Source organism: Paraburkholderia sp. RL17-380-BIE-A (assembly GCF_046028085.1).
GTDB lineage: Bacteria > Pseudomonadota > Gammaproteobacteria > Burkholderiales > Burkholderiaceae > Paraburkholderia.
Window position 1 is genome coordinate 244,016 of sequence record NZ_JARESQ010000013.1, and the last position, 23,138, is coordinate 267,153.

A 23,138-nucleotide genomic window follows, 5' to 3' on the forward strand; every position below is an offset into this window, starting at 1 on the left:
CAAACTTTCACGGAACCGAAGTCGGCGCGACAGCGCTAACGCCGGTCGCCAGGAGACAGACATGGCACGCAAGATCACATTTTCTCAGGCAATCAACGAAGCACTGAGTCAGGAAATGGCCCGCGATGAAACCGTCATCGTGATGGGCGAGGACAACGCGGGCGGCGCAGGCTCGCCAGGCGAACAGGATGCGTGGGGCGGCGTACTCGGCGTCACGAAAGGCCTGTTTCACAAGTATCCGGGCCGCGTGCTCGATACGCCGCTTTCCGAAGGCGGCTATATCGGCGCGGCGGTGGGCGCGGCCGCGTGCGGCATGCGGCCGGTGGCCGAGTTGATGTTCATCGATTTCATGGGGGTGTGCTTCGACCAGATTTTCAATCAGGCCGCCAAGTTCCGCTACATGTTCGGCGGCAAGGCGGTGACGCCGGTCGTGATACGTGCAATGCAGGGCGCTGGTTTGCGCGCGGCCGCCCAGCACTCGCAGATGCTGACCTCGCTGTTTACGCACATACCCGGACTGAAAGTGGTGTGTCCGTCCACACCGTACGACGCGAAAGGGCTGCTGATCCAGGCGATTCGTGACAACGACCCGGTGATTTTCTGCGAGCACAAGCTGCTATACAGCCGCGAAGGCGACGTGCCCGAAGAGTCGTATGCGATTCCGTTCGGCGAAGCGAACATCGTACGGGACGGGGACGACGCCACGATCGTCACGTACGGCCGCATGGTGCATTACGCCACCGAGGCCGCGGAAAAACTCGCGAAAGACGGCATAGAGGTCGAGGTCATCGATCTGCGCACCACCTCGCCGTTGGACGAAGAGACCATTCTCGAAAGCGCGAGGCGCACTGGCCGCGTCGTGGTCGTGGACGAAGCGAATCCGCGCTGCTCGATGGCTACGGATATCTCCGCACTCATCGCACAACGCGCGTTTCGCTCGCTGAAGGCGCCGATCGAAATGGTGACCGCGCCGCATACGCCCACGCCGTTCGCTGGCGTGCTCGAAGATATGTATATCCCGTCGGCCAGGCAGATCGCCGACGCCGTGTTGAAAGTGAGAGGTTAAGCGATGCCGATCCATATGATTACGATGCCCAAGTGGGGCCTTTCGATGGAGCAGGGGCAGGTCAACGGCTGGCTCAAGGCGATCGGCGACAAGGTCACCAAAGGCGAGGAAATACTCGACGTGGAGACGGACAAGATTTCGTCCGGCGTCGAGTGCGCGTTCGACGGCATCTTGCGGCGGCAGATCGCGCAGGAGGGCGACACGCTGCCGATCGGCGCGTTGCTTGCCGTGGTAGCCGACGCGGAAGCGGCGGATGCGGAGATCGACGCGGCGGTCGAAGCATTTCAGCGCGACTTCGTGCCGGCGAGCGCCGAGGCCGGCGAATCCGGACCCCAGCCGGAAAAAGCGCAGATCGGCGGGCGCACCGTGCGCTATCTGAAACTGGGCGATGGCGGCACGCCCGCGTTGCTGATTCACGGCTTTGGCGGCGACCTCAACAACTGGCTTTTCAATCATGCCGATCTCGCCGCGCATCGCACCGTGTGGGCGCTGGATTTGCCCGGCCACGGCGAATCCGGCAAAGCGGTCGAGACCGGCAGTGCGGAAGAACTGGCGGATAGCGTAATCGCGTTCATGGACGACCGCGGTATCGGCAACGCTCATCTGGTCGGTCATTCGATGGGCGCGCTGGTGGCCATGACGGTGGCCGCCAGAGCGCCTGCGCGCGTCGCGTCGCTTTCGCTGATCGCGGGCGCGGGGCTCGGCAATGAAATCAATGGCGGGTACATCAGCGGATTCACGGAGGGCAGCAATCGCAACGCGCTCAAGCCGCACCTGGCGAAGCTGTTTGCCGACCCCACGCTCGTGACGCGCCAACTCGTGGAAGACATCGTCAAGTACAAGCGGCTCGAAGGCGTGCAGGACACGTTACGCAAGATTGCCGCGTCGGCTTTCGATGGCGACGCTCAACGCGCGGACTATCGCGACCGGCTTGCGGAGTTGGTGCCTCGCGCGTTGGTGATCTGGGGTGCTCAGGATCAGATCATTCCGGCTTCGCACGCACAGGAACTCCAGGGCGATATCCGAGTTCATGTGCTCGAAGGAAAGGGGCATATGGTGCAGATGGAGGCGGCCTCGGAGGTGAACCGCCTGCTCAACGACTTCCTGGGGCGTTGAGATGGACGCCGCCCTGCATGGCGATAGCGTCACTGCACTTGGCCAGCACGGCAAGCGCAGTGGCGACAAACTCGCGCGAATTCCGGTGAAGATCGTGCCGCTCGCCGGCGGCGAAGCCTTGCCGAAGCCGCCGTGGCTGCATGCGCGGCCGATGATGAGCGAGACGGTTGCCGGCGTGGCGGCGATTCTGCGCGAGCATCGATTGCATTCGGTGTGCGAGGAGGCGATGTGCCCGAACATCGGCGAATGTTTTGCACAGCGCACCGCCACGTTCATGATCATGGGCGGTATCTGTACGCGGCGTTGTGCGTTCTGCGACGTCGCGCACGGCCGGCCGGAGCCATTGGACGATGGCGAGCCGCGCAGGCTCGCCGAAGCCGTGGCGGCGCTCGGTCTTCGCTATGTGGTGGTGACCTCGGTGGATCGTGATGATCTGCGCGACGGCGGCGCCGCACATTTCGCAAGTTGCATCGCGTTGCTGCGCGAGCGTGTACCGGGCATCCGGGTCGAAGTGCTGACGCCGGATTTTAGGGGGCGCGTGGAGCGGGCCTTGTCCGAACTCTCGCAGGCGTGGCCCGACGTGTTCAATCACAACATCGAAACGGTGCCGTCACTGTATCGGGCCGCGCGTGCCGGCGCGGACTATCGCGGCTCGCTCGCGTTGCTCGCGCGCGTCAAGCAGGCGAATGGGGCCGTATTGACGAAGTCGGGATTGATGGTCGGACTTGGCGAGTCCGACCAGGAATTACTCGACACCATGCGCGATTTGCGCGCGCATGATGTCGATATCCTCACCATCGGCCAGTATCTTGCGCCGTCGCGCTTTCATATGCCGGTGCGTCGATACGTCGAGCCAGGGCAGTTTGCTTCGTGGCGCGACGAGGGTTTGAAAATGGGCTTTCGCGAGGTGGTAGCGGGGCCGCTGGTGCGTTCGTCGTATCACGCGGATCATGCCGCCGATGTGGTGACGGCCGCAGGCCGGGGGAACGGTCACGGGTGAAGTCCGTTGGAGTCTACGGGTTTTCCCGAGTCACTGCCATGTCGATATTGCTGGCGCCGGTTCGTCGTAGGAGTATGTCCAACTCTTTAGTGAAAGGCGAACACACCATGACTACCGGAACCGTCAACCTTCATCGGATCCTGCGCGCTACTCCCGAACGCGTGTACCGGGCATTCCTCGAAGCCGATGCGCTGGCAAAATGGCTTCCTCCTTACGGATTTACCTGTCAGGTTCACCACATGGACGCGCGGGTGGGCGGTACGTTCAAGATGTCCTTTCGTAACTTCGGCACCGGCAACGGTCACTCGTTCGGCGGCGAATACCTCGAGCTGGTGCCGTCCGAGAAGATCCGCTATACGGACCGGTTCGACGATCCGAACCTGCCCGGCCAGATGATCACCACCATTTCACTGCGGCACGTGTCTTGCGGGACCGAACTCGCCGTCGTGCAGGAGGGCGTGCCCGAGGTCATTCCTGTCGAGATGTGCTACCTCGGCTGGCAAGAGTCGCTGGTTCAACTGGCCAAGCTGGTCGAGCCCGAGATTCCAGGCTGACTGCGGCGGCATAGACGTGGGCGCGGTACTGTCCTTCATACCGCGATTCACTGCTTATGCCGAACCGCGGTCTATGAGGTGCTTACACGCGCGTTCCGGCCGGCGCATGCTGTCCAATTGGATAGATGCGCCGTAGGGCTGGCAAAGGCATTCGTATTTCGAAGCACATCGGGCCCAAGAGCGCGGCAAAGCCAATAGCTAACAATTTTGCAATTGGACGTTATAGGGTTGGCAAAGGTCAAATCAAGATGCTATTTGCGTAATTCACCCGGGCGCAGGCGCCTTTTAACACGTAATAAAACGGAAAGCTAAAGCTATTTGGGTCAATTCCCGGAAGCTCAATCCGAGCGAACCGCCAGAGCCCTTGTGCCGGCTTCGGAATAGCGCGGTGAGTCACGCCCGCATTCGTAGACCCAGCGCGGCTGAGCGTCGCTATTGCGTAGCGGACTAATTCGCGCTATAGCAATCATCTTCCTGTCCACAGTAGCGGCCATTGAGAAAGACGGCTCGTCAACACTCCAATTCCAGCTCGTGTAGGCGCTCGTAAGGCAAACTTGCCGACGTGCTTCCCCGCTAATTTGGCGTGGTTCAGAATTAACCGTTGTTGGTGTTACACTGCGACTCGCCGGAGGCCAGCTTCTGGCAAAGGGTTTTATTGTTGCCCGCGCAACACTGGTTTGATCCACGTCCACGGCTCGTATCCCATGTCGTAAGTGCGGCAGCCAATCACTGGACTTCATCCAACACCCAACTGCGTTTTCCAGATTCCTCAGGTTCTTATACCGTGTACTCTCAAACGCAAATCGATCCGGTAGTCAGCTTCCGCAACTCGCAACGCGAGCACGTGCGTGGGACGATCATTAACCTCCAGAGAAAGTCTTTGGTGATGGAGGTCTATAACCCCTACTCGATCGTGCAGGTCAGCGAGGTGTTAAGCGAGCTGAGCGTGCGGATGGGTAGCAAGAACGCCTATCTGGGCAAGGCCGTGGTCGTCAGTCTGGTGAACACCGGCCTCACGGCGGTGGTATCGCTGGCGCTGATCGACGAATGGCGCGAGCTGAGCGTCCTGTCCAATGAACCCAGGTCGGTCGGGCGAGAAGCCGAACTCTTCATCAGCGACTGGGATGCGCGCTTCAATATCCGGCGCGGCTACCAGATCGTGGTCAACGAGATGCGCGCGTTCCTCTCGGAAGTGTCGCGCTGGGTCGAGCAGGTCGATCTCACCGAGAGCCTGCCAAAGACCGACGGCAGGCTGCGCGAGGATCTGTTCTACGAGCTCGCCACGCCGATCATGCACAAGGTCAAGTCGTACCTCGTGCGGCTCGAAGAAGAGGCCGGGCTCGTCGACGTAGACAGTGCGCCCGTGCATCGTACGTACGCGCAAGCGGCACTGCATCCGTTGCTGCTGCGAGCCCCTTTCGTTTACCGGACGTTTACGAAGCCGCTGGGCTATGCCGGCGACTACGAGATGGTCAACCAGATCCTGAACGATCCGCAACAGGGACCGACCACCTACTTCCAGATCGTCAATACGGCTTTCCTCAAGGCCGCCGTGGCGACCGCGCACCGGAATCGGATCACGCTGCTGATCGACTTTCTGACGCGTCAGGCCGAAGCGGCGCGCGTTGCCGGCAGACCGTTCCGGATACTCAACGTCGGCTGCGGACCGGCTTTCGAGATCCAGCGCTTCGTGCGCGAATACGCGCGTCCCGATCTGCTGTCGTTCCAGTTGGTGGACTTCAGCGAGGAAACACTGGCTTTCACGAAGGCCGCCATCGAAAGCGCGGCGGCCGAGGCCGGAAAAACGGTTTCGGTGGAGACGGTGCATCAATCGGTGCACGATTTGCTGAAACGCAAAATTACACCCGATGCGTCTCTGCGGGAATTCGACGCCGTGTACTGTGCGGGCCTGTTCGACTATCTATCGGACAAGGTGTGCGCGCGCCTGTTGAGTTATTTCGCTGCGCGTACGCGACCTGGCGGGCAACTGCTGGTCACCAACGTCCACTCGGCGAACCCCGAGAAGTTCGGCATGGAGCATCTGCTCGAGTGGTATCTGATCTATCGGGACGAGAGCGGCATGCGCTCGCTGCTGCCCGCACAGTCCACCGAACAGAAGCTCTACGTCGACGAGACCGGGGTGAATGTGTTCGCTGAAGCCACGATCCTCTGAAACGTCAGCAGACACCCACCCATGAGTATCAGTCAACTGCACACAGGCTATCAGACCGAGCTGGCGGACTTCCGCGTGACGTTCAGCCGCGGCGGCGCGTATACGGCCATTGTGCTCGTCCTGCTGGGCGTGGGGCTGGATCACGCGCAGTATCCGCAACTGCAGACGTCGTTCGCCGCCGCGCGTCTGCTCGTCTCGCTGCTGATCGGTGGCATCGTGATCATGCTGGGCACCGCATGGGGCCGACGCATGTCCCCATGGTTGACGCTCTCCTGGCTGCTGCTGCCGCAGGCCATGATTTCGTGGATGATCTGGCAGACCGACGGTGTTCAGTCGCCCTACTATATGGGTCTGAATCTTGCCATCTTCGCTTCCGGTATCGCATTACCATTCGGGCTGTGGCAGAACCTGGTTTTCGGGGTGCTGTCCTGCGTCCTGTACCTGCTTGCCTGCCTGCTGCCTCCGCATGGCGCCGTGCTGGTCGGCACGATGACCGTCAACGTACTGCTTCTTCTGTTCGCCGCTGCCGCCAGTGCTGTCTACACTTTCTTCAATGAGCGGGTGCGCTTCATGTTGTTCCGCCTGAAGACCGAAGTGTCGGAAAAGAATGCCCAACTCGAAGAGACCAACAGCAAGTTGCTCGACATCAAAGGCCAACTGCTGCAGCAGGAAAAAATGGCAGCGGTCGGTACGCTGGCCGCGGGCCTGTTGCATGAAGTCAACAACCCGGTGAATTTTTGCCTGATGGCGATCGAGGTCGCGTTGGAGGAACCCGTGACCAAAACGGAACCGACGCTGCAGGAATGCCTTGTCGACGCGAGGCAGGGCATGCAGCGGATCCAGCACATCGTGTCGGACCTCAAGACCTTCGCTTACCGCCGGCCCGGCGCCGAGGCGGAGGCAGGCACGCCTTTCCTGTTCGAAAAGGCACTCGATTCGGCAATCCGGCTCATCGCGCATGAATTGCGCGGTGTAGCGGTGACGCGTGACCTTCCCGCGGATACGCTCGTGCTGGGCGACGAAGCGGCCATTATCGGCGTGTTGATCAACCTGCTTTCCAATTCAGTGCTGGCCATGCGCAATGCGGGCACCGCCGGGCCGACGATTCACATCTCGGTGAAGTGGTCGGAGCAACGCCTGCATGTGACGGTGCGGGACAACGGGCCGGGCATCGCGGATGAGCATCTGGCGCGCGTGTTCGAGCCGTTCTTCACCACACGTGATGTCGGTCAGGGCCTGGGCCTGGGTCTGTCGATCAGTTATGCCGTTATCGAACGCCATGGCGGCCTGCTGTACGCTGAGAGCGAACTGGGAAGTTGGGCATCGTTCAGTTTCGATCTGTCGCGCGCCCCGTGAGAACCCCATGAACGACATCAGGCAGACGCAGCCCACTATTCTCTACGTCGACGACGAAGAGTTGGCGGGCAAATATTTCGCACGCGCGGTCGATGCGGATTATGAGGTCCTGCTCGCGAAAAGCAGTGACGAAGCGATTGCGATCCTGCAACAGGACAACGCCCGCATTGCCGTGCTGGTGACGGATTTCCGCATGCCTGGCCGCGATGGTGGCGACCTGTTGCGACAGGTGGCGCAGGAATACCCGCACATCGTTCGTATTCTGGTCACCGCTTACGCAGACGTGGACGTGCTGCTACAAACGGTGAATACCGGCGAGGTGTTCCGCATCCTCGAAAAACCGCTTAAGCCCGCTTCCGTGCGCGAGACGCTGCAAATGGCGATCGAGCGCTATCGCGAGCGCGCCATTCAGAACCAGCGGTTGATGGCGATAGACGAGACGCTCGCCTTTCTGGCGCACGAACTGAACACGCCGCTCGCTTCCATCGCGTTGAACGCGAGCAGCATCGAAAATCGCGACGACAGGGAGCACGATTCGCCGCTCGAGATCACCGGGGCCGTTAGAGCGATGCGCGAGAGCGCACAATACTGCATTGCGGTGGTCTCGTCCTTCTGGCGATCGGTTCACAATGGGCACCGGAAAATGGCGGAGGGCGATGCCCGCACCGAGATAACGGCACATGGACTGATCTCGGCTTTGCTCGACACCTATCCGTTTGCGGGGGCGCAGCGCTCGTGGGTGCAGGTTGAGATCATCGGCGACTTTCCCGTCGTGACGCAGCCCAATTGCGTGGCGCTCGTGCTCTCTTCGCTATTGTCGAATGCGCTGCGCGCGCTGGCGGATGTGCCTTCTCCGTCGGTGCGCTTTACCGTGACAGCGGAGCACGGCCCCGGCATTCGCATTAGCGACAACGGGCCAGGAATTCCGCCCGAGATAAAGGCCCGCCTGTTGACGGACCCGATTACAACGCACGCGAAATCCGGCGGGAACGGCTTGGGCCTGATTCTGTGCAATCGCGTCATGCAGTCCTGTGGCGGCGGACTCCAGATCGAGTCCACGTCGGGGGTTGGCACCACCGTCATGCTGGATTTCCCCCCTATCAAAGGTCAAACGCACAGGAGTTGTTGATGAACGAAGCGAAAGCCACACAGGAGTCGTCGGCGGCGATCATCTTCGTCGATGACGAGGCCACGGCCGTGAAATACTTCCAGCGTGCCATCGGAAGCCTGGCGCCAGTCCTGACTGGCAACTCGGTGGAAGAGGGCAAAGCGCTACTGGACGCACACGGTGACACGGTGGGCGTCCTTGTCTCCGACCAGCGCATGCCGGGCGAGTTCGGCAACGAGTTGCTCCGCTATGCAAGCGAGCGCTATCCGCATGTCGTGCGGATACTGACTACCGCTTATTCGGAGATCGACCAGACTGTTGCCGCCGTCAACCTCGGTCATATCCACCGCTACATCAAAAAGCCGTGGGACATTGCAGCGTTGCGCATGGAACTGAAACAGGCGCTCGAACTGTCCGAACTGCGCAAGGAGCGGGACCATTTGCTGCGCGAGAAACTCGGCGTGCTGCAAAAGCAGACTCTCGCCACGCGGATCGGTCTGATTCGCGCGCTGTCCGCCACGCTGATCGGGCCCGAGCGCTTCCAGCCGGTGGAGACGTACCTCGCGGCCGCACTGCTCGCCGACGTGCACAATGCCGAGCCGGACTGGCTGTTGCTGGACTACTCGGATCTGGTCGCGGCCGAAAGTAGCCGGAGCGGGGCGTTTGGCAACATGGTGTCGGCGAAGCTCGCGGAGTTGCGTAACCGACGTGCCGTTTCTGGCGGTGGCGACGCTGTGGCGGCGCTGGCTGACACGTTGGAGGAGGCGGGCATCAGGGTCAGGCGCGAAGCGGATGCTCTGGTGTGGGACGAGCTTGCGGCGCTTACCGAATTTCTGGGAGAACCGGCAAACCAGGCCGTATCGAGCCGGCACGCTGCATGGTTGGCAAGCCTGCTTTGGCTGGACGCGAACGACCTCGCGCTCCAGCCGGTACGTGAAGGCAACGCCGTCGCGTTTCGGCCTACCCAATATAAAACAGAGTTTTCTGCCGATCGCCTCGCGACGTGGATCGAGCAGTTCTGAGCGCCGCTGCGGGTGGGAGTGGGAGTGGCGTTGTTCGTCCATTGCTGACAGTGGCGCCCACCTCGGGCAGACCATTCCGATATGTGTGGGCGAGAAGTCGTGAATCAGCCGGCGGCGCGCTAATGCCAAAAGAGACTCAATGGCGACGCTGCTCTTCCGTTTGGCTCACGCAAATAAATACAAGTAAATCGCGGCGATGCCAGTAGACCATTTAGCGACGCAAAGCAAAGCGGATATCGAGCCTAAAGTCCGCCATAGAAAAGCCGAGATCACGCAAGGAACAGGGAGAGGATTGCCGCACACGCGAAATAAGCGTGATTTGATGGTCATTGCTTAAAACGTAACGCATCCGATTGATTCAACAGCCTGCTGGATGGTGATTGAGGTTGCGGGAACTCGCCGAGTCCATTTTCCCCGCGAATCAGCTCTCAGACTTGAAATACCTTCGGCATGACTGAAGCACATATGAGCCGAGTGCGCCGTCCCGGTGAACGCGCCGTTTTCTAGTTCAATGACTTCGCCCGGATCCATGCGGTACATTGCATGCGGTACATTGAATACCTGGCGCGTATTCATTCGCCACACGGAGAGAACCCCGCATGCGATCTTCGGCTCAAACCCAATGTAGCGTTGCGCCGGTCTGTGTGGCCCAGTTTCTCTTCGTTTTTTCCGTTGTCACCAGCGCGGCCCCTGCCGTTGCGCAGTCCACCCGGGACCTCATCGGCGCTGCACGTCTCGGTTCGGGGTATTCGCAAATCGTCAATTTGAGCGCGACCCCGGACATCAGCTCCGCGCACCTCGACATTTCGGACGGTGCCGTTCCGCAATCGCTTACTGTCACCCGAATCCCCTACGAGGGCAGTCTGCTCACTTTTTCCGATCGCAACAGTATTGGCTGGCGAGTGTCCGGTGGTTACTTTCATGAAAAAGCTGATTTCATGATCAATGCGCCAAACGGCGCGGCAGGGAGCATCGTAAGCAGGTGGTCGGCCTTCAGCGCGACGGGCGGTCTGTTCCTGAAAAGCAAACTCGGCTATGGGTTTACATTCGAGCCCGGCCTCGACCTCAGCGTCGCCAGGCTGCTCAATGACGCTTCGTATGCAGGCGCGGCCACTAGCTTGAAACCCGCTACCGACGGACCCCTGCTTAACTGGCACGAAAATGCATGGCTGATCACGCCGAATGCAGCGCTCGAATGGACGGCGAATATAGCGCAGGCACAGACGCTGACTATTCGCGGGCATATTGCATGGTCGTGGGTCTCCAGCTTTGACGAGTCGGATCCTTTACTCCGGTTCAGGGAAACAGCGGGTTCATGGTCGATACAGTCGTCTTACTCGGGGCCGACGGGTGCCCGGCTATTTGCGCGCCCGCTGAATTACGTTGTCAATGCGGGATATGGCGGATTTTTCGGACCCAATTACGGCGCGCTGGGTTTTTCAACACTAGCCAACGTCGGGGGCGGATTTGAAGTTCCTCTTTCGAGCCAGGACGCACAGTCGAAACGCCTGCGAGTTGGCGCAGCCTATGTGTTTGGTCACCACGTTAAAGGATGGGCAGTCAGCTTGGGTCTCGCATATTGATCGTTGGACGGACCTTCGTGGCGAGTGTGCTGCATGTCCGCCACGTCAGGGACGAATTGCAAGGCGGTTGCATCCGCGCACGCTGGTGGCCGGAACGATAATTCGTGAGGCGCGGGTTTGGTCCGCGGGTTTGGCCCCATTGTCAGGCCCATCCGTTCCGCCTCTACAATCAGCCCTCGTCGCCGCGCCGTTCAGGAGTCGATGGAACACGGCATGGACCACTCACTTGCAATTCAAGGGAGCCAAAAGAATGAAGTTACTTTTGCGGTTCTTTACGATCGTTCATGGGCTGATGGCGGCTCTCTTCACCTGCGCGGCGCTGATGTTGATTGCGATTGCCGCTCGCGTCGGATTGAGTGCATTTGCGAGTCAATGGGACGAGGCAAGCGCGCTATCCGTCATTGAAGCTTTGGGGCTGCTGGCTGGGGCCGTTGTCGCCTTGCAGATCGCCGAGACGATCGTAGAGGAAGAGGTCATACGCGAGGCCGACGTGAGCGCGCCGACGCGGGTACGGCGTTTCATGTCGCGATTCCTGGTGGTTGTCGTCGTCGCGCTTGCCATTGAAGGGCTCGTGGCAACGTTCAAAGCGCTGCACCAGGATCCCTCGCAGCTTCGGTATGCGGCCTGGCTGATTGCTTCGACAGCCTTGCTGCTTGCGTCATGGGGCGTGTTCGTCCACCTGAATCGGTCGGCGGAAGAGTTGGAGCCGGAGGCCATGGCGGAGGCTAAACGTGAAGACAAAAAAGTGTGATGGCGTTGTGGCGGATGTGCTGCGCGGATAGCTGGCGTGACATGTAGCGGTTGATCCGTATGGAAAAGCTTCGTCAGGATGAGGCTGGTTTGTCGGGTGAGGGTGCTGGGCAGTGCGGTAGCGATCGGCCATGAGCGGTCGTTCGACATCAGGCCCAAGATCGCTAACAATCGATCAGTTCCTCGCCCGGCTCACGTTCATCGAGCCGCAAATTAACCGATTGTCAGCTGTGACCATCAACGCAAGCGGCAGAACTTGCTAACTTCAGTTCAGGGATCCGGCGACGTCTGTACTACTCACGCGATACGGTGAGCGTGATGACGTGATTTAAAGCAACCGGTACGCCAGTCGCGCGGCCGCTTTCGCGGTGCGCCTGTCCTGATCGAACGTGGGGTTGTACTCCGCGATATCCGCCGCGCGCAGCTTGCCCGAAGCCCGCACGCGCAACACCATCGCTTCGATCACCAATAGCGGTACGCCCAGCGCAGCGGGCGCCGACACACCCGGCGCCGTGGCGGCCGGCAAGACGTCGAGATCGATCGTCAGATAGACGTCGTCCGCCGCGTCCAGCAACTTCTGAAGCTCAATCAGACGCTGCGGCAGTTGGGTTTCCTGCATATCGACGTCGAACACGTAGTGCACGCCGAGTCGCTCCGCATGCGCGAACAGCGAAGCTGTATTGCTGAGATCGCTGATGCCGAAGCACGCATAGTTGAACGGCACCCCTCGTTGCTCACAGTCAAGCGCGATCTGATCGAACGGCGTGCCGGAATTCGCGGGACGCTTCTGACGCAGATCGAAGTGAGCGTCGAAGTTGATGATCAGCAGCTTGCGCGATATGAGCAGCGTGGCCTCATTCTCGGCTTCACGCTGCTGATGCAGCCGCAAACCGCTATACGTGCCCCACGCGACCTCATGACCGCCGCCAAACACCAGCGGGCGTCCGCCGCCCGCCAGCACCTCACTGACCACGTGGGCCAGTTCCGCCTGCGCGGCTTCGAGGTCGCCGTCGTCGCACACCACGTCGCCTGCGTCGGCAAGTGCCGCCATCGCCGTTTTGGCTGGCAAGCCGGCCAGCGCACGGCGCAATTCGATGGGCGCATGCGCTGCGCCGATCCGGCCTTGATTGCGGCGCACGCCTTCATCGGAGCAGAAGCCTACGATTACCGGCGTATCGCGCTGCACCTGCACCGCGCTGCCGAACGGCGTCACCTGATTGAAAACACGCCGCGTGTCGCCGGGCTCGCCGTCGTCGGAACGGCCCGCCCACACCTTGTCGTTGAATGGAACTCTCATGCGCGTGACAACACCGCCTGCAGGAATGCGCGTGTGCGCGGCTGCGAGGGCGCTGAGAAAATCTCCGCGGGCGGCCCCGCTTCGACGATCACGCCGCCATCCATGACTACGACCACGTCGGCCACTTCCTTCGCGAAGCCCATTTCGTGTGTGACCACCACCATCGTCATGCCTTCGCTCGCGAGCAGCTTCATCACTTGCAGCACTTCGCCGACCAGTTCGGGATCGAGGGCGGACGTCGGCTCGTCGAACAGCATCACCCGCGGCTGCATTGCTAGCGCGCGGGCAATCGCAACCCGTTGCTTCTGACCGCCCGACAGACTCGCCGGCATCACATGCGCCTTGTGCGCGAGCCCGACTTTCTCCAGCAACGCCATCGCAGCCGATTCGGCCTGCGCCTTGCTGGCGCCACGCAACATGCGCGGCCCCACGGTGATGTTATGCAGCACCGACAGGTGCGGAAACAGATTGAACGACTGAAACACCATGCCGACTTCGGTGCGCAGCGCATTGAGCGAACGCTCCTTGAGCATCTCGCCCTGGTCGACTAGCCGATGCCCACATATGTCGATCGTGCCGCCTTCTGCTTGTTCGAGTCCATTACAGCAGCGTAGAAATGTACTCTTGCCCGAGCCGCTCGGCCCGATCACCACCACGACCTGCTGCGGTTGAATATCGAAATCGATGCCGTTGAGCACGGTATGCGAGCCGAACGATTTCGTCAGACCGCGAATGCTGACGATAGGCTCATTGACTTTGGCCACGGTATTCATTGCACCATTCCTCCCACACGCAAACGACGTTCGACGCGATGCAGCGCGTAATTGGTCGCCTGCGTCAACACGAGGTACACCAGCGCGATAGCGAGATACACTTCGAGCGAACGATAGGACACGCTGATGATCTTCTGGCCTTCATGCATCAGATCGTCGATCGTCAGCAGCGACACCAGCGCCGAATTCTTGATCAACGCGATGAATTCGTTGCCAAGCGGCGGGATCATCCGCACGATAGCCTGCGGCAGAATGATCGCGCGCATCGCCTGCCCCGACGACATCCCAATCGAACGCGCCGCTTCCATCTGGCCGCGATCGACGGACTGAATTGCGCCGCGCACGATCTCCGATACGTAAGCCGCCGAATACAGGCCGAGCCCCAGCATGCCGCACAAAAACGCCGGCAGCAGAATGCCGAATTGCGGGAGGCCGAAGAACAGCAGGAAGAGTTGCACAAGCAACGGCGTGCCGCGGAAGAACGTCAGGTACGCGGTGCAGAAGCCGTACACGATGCGCCGCTGCGGCGTCAGGCGGCCGATGCCGATCAACAGGCCAAGTACGCAACTGAGCGCGAGCGACGCGGCGGTCACTTCGACCGTCACCAACGCGCCGTGCATGATGTCCGGCCAACCGGCAATTACCGGCGAGAAGTCAAGTTCCATTTCGTTTGCCCGGCCGTTTATTGCGCACTCGCGCCGAACCACTTCTTGACGATCGCCGCGTACGTGCCGTCAGCCTTGATCTTGGCGAGCGCGGTGTTGAAGGAGGTCTTCAATTGCGGCTCGTCTTTGCGCACGGCGATGCCGTAGGCTTCGGTGGTCAGCGTTTTGTCGAGTACGCGGAAGCCGGTACGCGTTTTCGCGACTTGATACGCGGCCGGCTTACCCGTCACAGCAGCGTCGGCACGGCCGATCCCCACCAGGTCGAACATTTCCTGGTTCTTCTCGACCTCGACGCGATTGATCTGCGGAAAGTTATCGCGCAGGAAGCTCACCGACTTCGTCCCTACCTGGACCGAGACTTTCTTGCCGTTCAGATCGGTCACCGTCTTGATCGGTGAATCGCTTTTGACCAGCACGGCCAGACCGCCCGCGTAGTACGAATCCGTGAAGTCGACCACTTTCGCGCGCTCGTCGGTAATGTAGATGCCAGAAATCGCAGCGTCGAAGCGATGCGCGATCAGACCTGGAATCAGACCTTTGAAGTCAATGTCGGTCCATTGCACGCGTTTACCCATCGCTTTCGCGAGCGCATTCATGAGGTCGACGTCGAAGCCGGTGCGCGCGCCGTTCTCGGTGTACTCCATCGGCGGGAAAGTGGCGTCGGTGGCGACGTTCAGCACATCCGGCGTTTGTGCTGACGCCGCGCCGGAAAATCCGCCCAACGTTACGGCGAACGTGACGCATGCGAGGGACAACAGTCGTTGCAGCTTCATGGGGTAGGCTCCTTGTGGTTCTTTCAAGTCATGCGGTTAATTCGGATCCCGAATTGCAGGATGAAATTGAAAAGCTTCGTCCCGTTACTCGGTTTGCATATGCTCGGAAATGGCGCGGGCCGTACGTAGCGTCCCGTCGATGAATTGGCTTTCTCGTCCGATGGCGCGCGTTGATGGCGCCATCAACGTGATCGACGCGCTGCTGCCGGCGCCGCGTCCACTGTGATGAAAGATCGGGGCGCTGACGCCCCACACGCCGGGGTCGACTTCGCTGTCGCTAACGGCGTAGCCCTGGGCTCGAATCTGTTGAAGCTCTGCTTCGATCGCGGCACGGCCGACGGGGTCGTTGTCGAACACACTGTCGAGCACTTCGGCGCGCGCCCTGTCGGCCATGAATGCCAATAGGGATTTCGCCGAGGCGCCCGCCTTGAGCGGCACGGCGCGGCCTTTCTCGAACGAGCAGCGCAACGAATGCTGGCTGTCGACCATCTCAAGGCACATCACCTGATGCCTGACCGCGACCACCAGTCCAATGCTTTCCTGCGACACGCGCGCGAGCTGCTGCATCTCACTGCGGCTCGCTTCGACGAGCAGCGAATTCACATCGAAGCCAAGCGCGAGTTGCAAGCTGATCGGACCGGGCGCGTAGTATCCGGCGTTTTCGGCGACAAAACCCCAACGCTTGAGCAGCGCGATCTGACGGTACAGCGTGCTTTGCGCAAGCCCGGTCACGGCTAGCAGATCTTTGACCGACATCGCCTTGCCATGACTGGCGAGCGCGGCCAGCACCAGCAACACCCGTTCGGCCCCTGTCACACCCTGTTCCACGTTCACGATCACGCCACCCACAAACCATCAAGAACTCAGAATGCCAGACCATTCTCGAATTTCAAAAAACATATTCCCATTAGATGGGAATAAAAGGGGAGGGATTTCCCGAGGAAGGGGCGTCGGCGGTGCGAGATAGTTCTGGCGCGGGACTGGCCGTGGCGTTGAAAAGGGAACGATAGAGAACGGGCCGGGTTGGGTTATTTCCCGAACGCTTTTTCGACCGAGGCAGCTATCCGGCGCGCCCGGCTTTGATCGGCTTCTAAGCCTCGAGGACATCGTACAAACACGGGATACGCAAGCGGACCGCATGTGTCGCGATCTAACCCACAGCGCCAGACGAAGAGTTGGGCCCGAACCACCGACCGCCGCGCGCACCTCTGTCTACCAATCGCACTGGTCGCCATTAAAAATTCAATATTTTCAAGTGGTTGTGTGATCGCTTGGCGCGGTGCCACCGGATGGCACGCCCTTTGCCTTATTCCTCATCAAGGAGTGCCGACACCCTCAAAGCCACTCTGACATCCTGACTGACTAATTTACTTTTGGAGAATTGAAATGAACACGCTAGTAATCAAGGACCTCCCCGTCGCCGTTGAGATGGATCGTACTGCAATGACCGCCGTCAGCGGCGGCAGGTTGCCGCAGCAGATCGTGAACATCATCCAGGCCGTTTCCGACTACGCAAATGACGCTCCTACGCAGCACAGTTTTACTGGCAGTGGGGCTTCTGTGACGTACTAACAGAAACACGGTGATTTCGTATCTCAAGGCCCCCGCCAACGAGGGGCCTCCTTGAATTCGCTTCCGGTGACTTTAACTGCGCTGCACCGATACCGATCGTTCAGCCTCAACTCGACGGCGTGTCGTGAGCGTGAGCATTCTTTCTGAGGGCCATTGCGAGCGTTTCCTCGTCCACGATCGATGAGGTAACCGGGCTTGCGATTCCTCACCACGCGTGCACCTCAGCGGAACCTCGGACCGAGGTCTATTTTTTACGCAGACGTTCACTCACGAGGCGAGCAATGGCCGCCGGCGCCTGCTCCGGTATGGCGAAAACCGAGCTGATGTTGATCTCGCAGAGGACGTAAGTATCCTCGCCCGATTCGGTGCGCGGCCCATACAGAAAGTCGGCATCCCAGATAATCGGCAGCGAAGCGCTATCGATGTTCAGGAGTTCCATCATTTGCGGCGTCCATTCGAGTTCCATTTTCGCTCTGAGGGCCTGGAACGGTTCGGCCGAGGCAGGGTACATGATACGTGGCCCGGGCTGCGCAGCGTCGGAGTCGGGGCCTTCCGGCGGCGGCGGTATCAGTGCCTTGATCAACTGGTGTCCAAACCCGACAACCCTGTCGGTTCCCATGTAGCAGCGAATCATGCCGTCGGGCAGGCGGGACTGAAAGGGTTGGTCAACAATGCAGCCATCGGGCGTGAGGTATGCCTCGCAGCGCGCCATGAAATCGTGAAGCGTCGTCTCTTCAGGCATGCTTCCTCGGAGTGCGTGCAGAACTCGAACCACTACGGTGTCGCTGCCCATCGGCGAGATTTGCTCGACTTTCCAGACCCCTTGACCTCCATTGCCCCTGTTTTGTTTGAGCACGCGCGGTCCTGCCGATTGCAGCCGGAACGGGAACTCGGACTGAAACGCAGATTTGCCCGGATATAGATGGGTATCCGTTCCCCAGCCGAGATGCTTGGTGCGATGTAGAACTTCCTTGACGCCCATCTTCAGGATAACGTCAGGGTGGGCGCTGACCCAGGGTCCGCGCGACGCCACCTCTCGCAACATCGCATCGAGAACGACTCGCGTCTGTCCGTCGTGAATCGGATCGACCCATACCAGTACTCCATCGACATTCAGGAGTTGCTCACGCACTTCGTCTACCATCTCATCGGAATAGACTGCGGGTTCCGCCTGGATGCCGATCGCCGTCAGTTCTTCGAAGATGCGATAAAAGCGATTATTCCCCGGTGTCGCACTTTTACGCGTCTCAAGATCGCCGCGCCACAATACGGCCACCCTGCCCGTTTCAGTTTGACTCATCTCATCCTCCAGCGACTCGGCCAACTGACGAAGTGTTTAATCGCCCCGAGTGGGCCACGACTGCCTCAGCCTTGCGGTGCCATGATGCGCAACGTCGCCTGTCCCTGAACATCCCTGAGCGGGAAGTAGGCACGATGCGTCGACTCATCCACCGCAACGACATGCGCATTAGGGCCGACGCGGCCGTCGCCGATCTTCGACACGTTTCCAGCGTCGGCTTTGAACAGCGACACGATGCCGGCTTCGCCCGCGACGTAGAGCAGATGCAGTTGTGGGTCGAAGGCCAGGACGTCCGGATCTTGACCAACGCCGAAGGACGACGTGACTCGCATCGTGCGCATGTCGAGCACAAGCAGCTTGTTATTGCCTTCACACGCGATAAAAGCCAGCCGTTGTTGGGGTTCTATCAGTAACCCGTGATTGCCCTGCGCGCCTGCCAGATCGATCCGTGTGATGATCCGGTCCGTGGCGGGATCGATTTCGAGTAGTTGGCGCCGGGATTGCACATTCACAAAGATATGTCGGGAAACCGGATCGTATTGGGTATTGCCGACTTCACCGCCGAGCGGGATCGTTGCAAACCGCGTGTTAGAGCGAATGTCGATCACCGTCTCGGTGTCGCCCGTTTCGTCGGATACATAGAGCTTGTGCGCATCGGGCGCGTAGGCCATGCCGTCCGGGTAGCTGCCACCCGGCATGCGAGCGACGATCTTTAGTGTGGCTTCATCGATCGCGACAATCTCATTTGAACCGGTGGCCGACGCATACACGCGTGACAGTGCTGGAATCGCTAAAACACCATGCACTGAGGCCACGTCCGGAATCCGGGCGATCACACGCGCTGCACGCGTGTCGAACACGACCACCTCGCCGTCGCCCAGATGGGCAATGAATAGCAGGTGGCGCTCCTGGTCAAGGCTTGCGTAGTCGAGACGGGTCGGCTGTCCGCCAAGCGGCACGTCGGAGAGATGTTTTAACGGCAGGCTGCCCGTTTTAAGATCGTCGTCCGCCCCTGAGGCAGAGAACACCGCGCCTCCCAGTGCGGCAGCGATAGCGCACGCGGCAGCAAGCAGCCAACGAGCATCAGGCCGAGTCCAAAGTGCGTTCATGATGCGAGTTTTCATCCGTGTGTCCTGTTGCATCAAACGTGTCTGTGCATTTCAACGACTGGAATGGGACTTCCCGGCTCCGCTGGATTTCCTTGAAACCCGGTGATCAACCGACCATGAGCCGCTGCTGGTGCCCAGCAACTCGCTAAGGAGCAGCACTATGCCGAAATACATTGCGCCATAGCCCCAGTCGCCGTGAGGCACGATGACGCTGCTCACCGCATCCCGCAGCCAGGTCAATGAGTTCGCGGAATTGGCCACTGCCCGCACGGCGAAGATGGCGACGATCGGATACCCCGCCAGCCTTGTTCCCAGTCCGGCAATGAAACTCAATCCCGCGAGAATCTCGATCGCGCGAAGGATCGTGCCGATGGCAACGGTGCCGAATGACAACGAGCTTGCCCGTCGCGGGATGGTAACCAACGACATCCCAGCCGGAGGCTTCTACAGCAGTCGTCGCGGCAACCAGTTGTGCCTTGAACTTCCCATAGGAACCGGAATTCCTGTCTATGATCTTTGCCAGGTTGCCCTTCGGCTCACCACCTTTCCCCGAGATGCTGGTCCAGTAAATTGTGTGCAGCCCCGGCTCTTCTGCGGCACGTACGGTTTGTGCCTGGGTCAGCATGATTCCCGCGTCGAGCGCAGCGGAGTCTTGCAGGAAGGTACGCCGTGTTGCCATGATGACGAGCCTCGTAGGATGCGCGCACGCGGCTGCCTTCAGAAGGCGTGCTAATGGATAAGCGGATAGACAGCCAGACCAAACAGGGCGGCCGCAACGACAATGACCGGCTCCTGCAGCTTCCTGAAACGCCAGAGCAGCAAGAGCGTCACAAGAGCAAGCACAACAGTCGGCCAGTCGACGATCGAGCGCCGCGCGATGACAATGACTGAGCCCGTGATCGCGCCCACGGCCGCCGCCGTAATGCCATCGACGAACGCCTTGACGGCCGGTAACTTGCCGTACTTTTTGAAGTACGGCGCGGGCAGCACCGTGAACAGATAGCAAGGCAGGAAAGTCCCGAGTGCGGCGATGCAGGCGCCCGGGAATCCGGCGACGAGATAACCAATGAAGCCAACCGTAATCACGACTGGCCCCGGCGTGATCATCGCGACGGCCACCGCATCGACAAACTGTTTGTCGTTGAGCCAGTGATGTTCGGTCACGACACCGCCGTAGAGGAAGGGTACGATTGCGAGTCCCGAGCCGAACACGAACGCGCCGGCCTTGGCGAAGAACAGACCGATCTGACCGAGCAGCGGCAGGTCAAGACCACTCAGGACACCGCTCGCACCCGGCGCCTGCGTTACGGCAAGCGCATTCAATCCGCCCTTGCCAAGCCATTGCGGGGGAGCACGCCGGAACCAGTTGAGCAGCCCGCCTCCGATGAACAGCCATGCGATCTCGGATTCAGTGACCACGGTGACGACAGCGAGCGTCAGGAATATCGCCCACAGCAGTCTGTCTTTGCCGATGGTCTTCCTGGTCAGCCTGTACGCGCTCATCGCGATGATTCCGACCACCGCGGCGCCTACGCCATAGAAGACAGCCTGCATCCAGGAGAGTCCGCCAAACTGCGCGTAGGCCCAGCCAAGCGCTACAACCATCAGGAACGACGGCAGGACGAACGCGATACCGGCCACGCTTGCGCCGACGACGCGGTAATGCACGTAGCCGAGGTAGATGCCAAGTTGTGCGGCGAGAGGCCCTGGCATCATTTGAGCCAGCGCCAGCCCCTCCTTGTAGTCCTGTTCGCTGATCCAGCCCCGGCGCTCGACGAGGTCGCGGTGCATATAGCCGACCAGCGCCACCGGACCGCCAAAACCGAAGGTGCCGAGCCGCAGCATGTAAAGGACCATCTGGCCGAGCGTGTAGCCGGGCGCGGGCGCTGTCGTGGTGTTCATCAACGGCCCTCAGCGCTGCTCATTTTCTTGCTCGTTGCGAAGTGCGCGTAGATCGAATCCAGTACGCGCCCCATCTCGTCGAGCAGTCGGTCGTCGTCCAACGCGCGCTGCCGTGCGCCGGCCATCACCGCTTCGAAGCCGATCGCCTCGGGCACCGGTGCGCCGCCGACATCCAATGCGTGCACCATCTCACCGAGCCGCAGCAGCGCGGGGTCGTCGTCGAGACCAAAACTCACGAGCAGCACCTCAAACGTCACGCGCTCACCCACGTGCGTAAAGGCGGCGCCGTCGAAGTCGAAGCCGAGCGCGTCCGTCGGGCAGGCCTCCGGCGACACGAGCCACAGGAAGCGCGCCTGAGGATCGATGAAGCGACGGATCAGCCATGCGCTCGCGACGCGGTCGACCCATAGCCGTTGCCGGGTTGCCCACGTGCGGGCCTGATACTCGTCGCGCCGTAATGGCTGGATGGCCCGCTCGGCCGCATGCGGCTCACCCGGCGACAGGACTGTATCCGCGAGCGCTACGAAGTCTTCCCAGGCGATTTCAGCGTCGGTCGACGCGGCGCCCGGGAAGTAGTCGATCGTCCGGATCGCGTCATAGTCCTTGCGCAGGCGACGTAGAAGGCGGGTGACCTCCGCTGGTGCCTGGCCTCCCAGCGTTTTCCGCGCGGCTCCCAGTGACGCGACAAACATACCGTAATCGTCGTTCCGATCGAACAGTGCGCGGAAGTCCACTTCCTGCGACGGGTGCAGGCTTTGTGCCCGCAGCAGATGGGCGGTGCCGCCGGCTTCGTCGATGCTGCCGGCGAGTTCGCGCAGCATGTCTTCGCGCTCCGCGGTATGCGGCAGCAGGTAGATGCCGTCGCGCAGGACGGCGCACCCCTTCGCTTTCAGCGCCCGCCAAGCCCGCATGCGCGCGGTGGCGTTCTCGGTGGGAAAGGTCAGGACCAGTACGGCCCAGGTGGTCAAGGTGGTCATGTAAAGTAAACTACGCGCATGTAGCGTCCTTTACAAATTTTTTTATTTTGACTTCGGCGGAGCCGTATTGGCCCGCTATGGAATTGAATTCTGACGTCAGGCGCACGAAACAAGAACTCCCTCGCGGCCTCAGTGGATGTGGCGGTGATGAATATCGGGGAAATGCGCGTGCGTATGGGTAACAGGCGTGTGTCGGTGGAAATCGAAGAGCCGGGCAATGTCTCCCTGACTGACAGCGTCTCCCGTCATCGACCGTTCCGCCTCAACTCGACGGGGTGTTGTAAGTGCGAGCATTCTTTCCGAGGGCCATAGCGACCGTTTCCTTGTTCACGATCGATGAGGTGATCGGCCTTTCGGTTCCTCACCAGGCGTGCTCAACTTTTCTCTTCGCAAGACAAGTGGCATCAGGCGCCTTTGTCTACCAAAATTCCGAACAGAGCGTGAACGAGGGGAATGACGTGGGACGGGTCACCAGGATTCTTTTTATCGCGGCGCTAATCGTATTGACAGCTTGCCTCGTAGTTGGGACGCGGACATTCGTATGGCACGGCATCGATTACGAATTTGCTCCGAAATGGATAAACCTTCAGCACTGAGCACCTTTTTTCGACGGTTGGCCAGCTTGCGGCGGTATTGGTTGCTGCGTTTGCCAGCCTGTCAGGAATTTCCGTGTCAATTGACGCTGAATGGCAACGCCAGCATTGTCTTGGTCGCACTCGCTGCGGTTCCAGTCATTGCGGGCGGCGTCCAGCGATACACCACGATGCTTGAGTCGTTATAGTTGTCCTTCGTGATCTCATATTCGCCCGTCGACCGTCGATACGCCCGAAGTCCGTACATCGAATCCACGTCGTTACCCACGTCGACCATGTTCGGATTGCTATTCGCGAGCGTGATATCGAGCTTACCGGTCGTGAGGTTAAAAGCATCGACATTCGGGGCGGTGTGAACGTAGCCGACAAACAGATAATTACCGGCGGCCACAATTGATTTTGGATTTGCGCCGGTAATGTTGATGACCGGGTTCGGCGTGGTCCTGTTT

General features: G+C 60.3%; 21 protein-coding genes and 2 pseudogenes. 11 read left to right on the forward strand and 12 right to left on the reverse strand.

Going from position 1 to position 23,138, the window contains the following annotated elements; genetic code table 11:
- Positions 1–61: 61 nt before the first annotated feature.
- From P0D68_RS22980 to P0D68_RS23025, 10 genes are all read left to right on the forward strand, one after another.
- Positions 62–1,066, forward strand: coding sequence for an alpha-ketoacid dehydrogenase subunit beta (locus tag P0D68_RS22980; protein WP_408302259.1), 1,005 nt, complete (start codon positions 62–64; stop codon positions 1,064–1,066).
- Positions 1,067–1,069: 3 nt separating this feature from the next.
- Positions 1,070–2,182, forward strand: a complete 1,113-nt coding sequence (locus P0D68_RS22985) for an acetoin dehydrogenase dihydrolipoyllysine-residue acetyltransferase subunit (RefSeq protein ID WP_408302257.1) — start codon at positions 1,070–1,072, stop codon at positions 2,180–2,182.
- A gap of 1 nt (position 2,183) precedes the next feature.
- On the forward strand, positions 2,184–3,182 hold the full coding sequence (gene lipA / locus P0D68_RS22990; RefSeq protein ID WP_408302255.1) for a lipoyl synthase: 999 nt from the start codon (positions 2,184–2,186) through the stop codon (positions 3,180–3,182).
- 107 nt (positions 3,183–3,289) lie between these two features.
- Positions 3,290–3,736, forward strand: coding sequence for an SRPBCC family protein (locus tag P0D68_RS22995; protein WP_408302253.1), 447 nt, complete (start codon positions 3,290–3,292; stop codon positions 3,734–3,736).
- 784 nt (positions 3,737–4,520) lie between these two features.
- Positions 4,521–5,909 carry a class I SAM-dependent methyltransferase gene (locus P0D68_RS23000; protein WP_091803662.1) on the forward strand — a complete coding sequence of 463 codons (1,389 nt, stop codon included), beginning with the start codon at positions 4,521–4,523 and terminating at the stop codon, positions 5,907–5,909.
- Between the two features lie 21 nt (positions 5,910–5,930).
- Positions 5,931–7,265, forward strand: a complete 1,335-nt coding sequence (locus tag P0D68_RS23005) for a sensor histidine kinase (protein ID WP_091803660.1) — start codon at positions 5,931–5,933, stop codon at positions 7,263–7,265.
- Between the two features lie 7 nt (positions 7,266–7,272).
- Positions 7,273–8,394: an ATP-binding protein gene (locus P0D68_RS23010; RefSeq protein WP_408302251.1), complete on the forward strand. Its 1,122-nt coding sequence runs from the start codon at positions 7,273–7,275 to the stop codon at positions 8,392–8,394.
- Positions 8,394–9,395, forward strand: a complete 1,002-nt coding sequence (locus tag P0D68_RS23015; RefSeq protein ID WP_408302249.1) for a response regulator — start codon at positions 8,394–8,396, stop codon at positions 9,393–9,395. The genes P0D68_RS23010 and P0D68_RS23015 overlap by 1 nt, the downstream gene beginning before the upstream one ends.
- A gap of 599 nt (positions 9,396–9,994) precedes the next feature.
- Positions 9,995–10,978 carry a Solitary outer membrane autotransporter beta-barrel domain gene (locus P0D68_RS23020; RefSeq protein WP_408302247.1) on the forward strand — a complete coding sequence of 328 codons (984 nt, stop codon included), beginning with the start codon at positions 9,995–9,997 and terminating at the stop codon, positions 10,976–10,978.
- 250 nt (positions 10,979–11,228) lie between these two features.
- The gene (locus P0D68_RS23025) at positions 11,229–11,729 is read left to right on the forward strand and encodes a hypothetical protein (RefSeq protein ID WP_091803649.1); all 501 of its coding nucleotides are present in this window, start codon (positions 11,229–11,231) and stop codon (positions 11,727–11,729) included.
- 327 nt (positions 11,730–12,056) lie between these two features.
- On the opposite strand, the gene hutG is transcribed toward P0D68_RS23025, so the two are convergent.
- From hutG to P0D68_RS23050, 5 genes are all read right to left on the reverse strand, one after another.
- On the reverse strand, positions 12,057–13,025 hold the full coding sequence (gene hutG, locus P0D68_RS23030) for a formimidoylglutamase (RefSeq protein ID WP_408302245.1): 969 nt from the start codon (positions 13,023–13,025) through the stop codon (positions 12,057–12,059).
- A complete protein-coding gene (locus P0D68_RS23035; RefSeq protein WP_408188030.1) occupies positions 13,022–13,798 on the reverse strand; it encodes an amino acid ABC transporter ATP-binding protein in 777 nt (258 codons plus the stop codon). The genes hutG and P0D68_RS23035 overlap by 4 nt, the downstream gene beginning before the upstream one ends.
- Positions 13,795–14,463 (reverse strand): amino acid ABC transporter permease, encoded by a 669-nt coding sequence (locus P0D68_RS23040; RefSeq protein WP_408302243.1) that lies wholly within the window; start codon positions 14,461–14,463, stop codon positions 13,795–13,797. Before P0D68_RS23040 ends, P0D68_RS23035 begins: the two co-directional genes overlap by 4 nt.
- A gap of 17 nt (positions 14,464–14,480) precedes the next feature.
- Entirely contained in the window at positions 14,481–15,236 is a 756-nt protein-coding gene (locus P0D68_RS23045) for a transporter substrate-binding domain-containing protein (protein WP_091803640.1), read from the reverse strand.
- 84 nt (positions 15,237–15,320) lie between these two features.
- On the reverse strand, positions 15,321–16,070 hold the full coding sequence (locus tag P0D68_RS23050; RefSeq protein ID WP_091808898.1) for an IclR family transcriptional regulator: 750 nt from the start codon (positions 16,068–16,070) through the stop codon (positions 15,321–15,323).
- A 552-nt stretch (positions 16,071–16,622) separates the two neighbouring features.
- Between P0D68_RS23050 and P0D68_RS23055 the strand changes: the two genes are divergently transcribed.
- Positions 16,623–16,808: a hypothetical protein gene (locus tag P0D68_RS23055; protein WP_047897880.1), complete on the forward strand. Its 186-nt coding sequence runs from the start codon at positions 16,623–16,625 to the stop codon at positions 16,806–16,808.
- Between the two features lie 244 nt (positions 16,809–17,052).
- Here the strand turns inward: P0D68_RS23055 and P0D68_RS23060 are convergent, their stop codons facing one another.
- The 7 genes and pseudogenes from P0D68_RS23060 to P0D68_RS23090 all read right to left on the reverse strand — a co-directional run.
- A complete protein-coding gene (locus P0D68_RS23060; RefSeq protein ID WP_408302240.1) occupies positions 17,053–18,108 on the reverse strand; it encodes a Cj0069 family protein in 1,056 nt (351 codons plus the stop codon).
- Positions 18,109–18,173: 65 nt separating this feature from the next.
- The gene (locus tag P0D68_RS23065; RefSeq protein WP_408302400.1) at positions 18,174–19,217 is read right to left on the reverse strand and encodes a hypothetical protein; all 1,044 of its coding nucleotides are present in this window, start codon (positions 19,215–19,217) and stop codon (positions 18,174–18,176) included.
- A 51-nt stretch (positions 19,218–19,268) separates the two neighbouring features.
- Positions 19,269–19,646 carry a DoxX family protein gene (locus tag P0D68_RS23070; protein ID WP_408302413.1) on the reverse strand — a complete coding sequence of 126 codons (378 nt, stop codon included), beginning with the start codon at positions 19,644–19,646 and terminating at the stop codon, positions 19,269–19,271.
- A gap of 1 nt (position 19,647) precedes the next feature.
- Positions 19,648–19,896 (reverse strand): annotated as a pseudogene (locus P0D68_RS23075) (hypothetical protein); the annotation flags it as partial.
- A 50-nt stretch (positions 19,897–19,946) separates the two neighbouring features.
- The gene (locus P0D68_RS23080) at positions 19,947–21,119 is read right to left on the reverse strand and encodes a chromate transporter (RefSeq protein WP_408302238.1); all 1,173 of its coding nucleotides are present in this window, start codon (positions 21,117–21,119) and stop codon (positions 19,947–19,949) included.
- Complete coding sequence (locus P0D68_RS23085; RefSeq protein WP_408302236.1) at positions 21,119–22,096, reverse strand: chromate resistance protein ChrB domain-containing protein; 978 nt, start codon at positions 22,094–22,096, stop codon at positions 21,119–21,121. Before P0D68_RS23085 ends, P0D68_RS23080 begins: the two co-directional genes overlap by 1 nt.
- A gap of 672 nt (positions 22,097–22,768) precedes the next feature.
- Positions 22,769–23,138 (reverse strand): annotated as a pseudogene (locus P0D68_RS23090) (SMP-30/gluconolaconase/LRE-like region family protein); the annotation flags it as partial.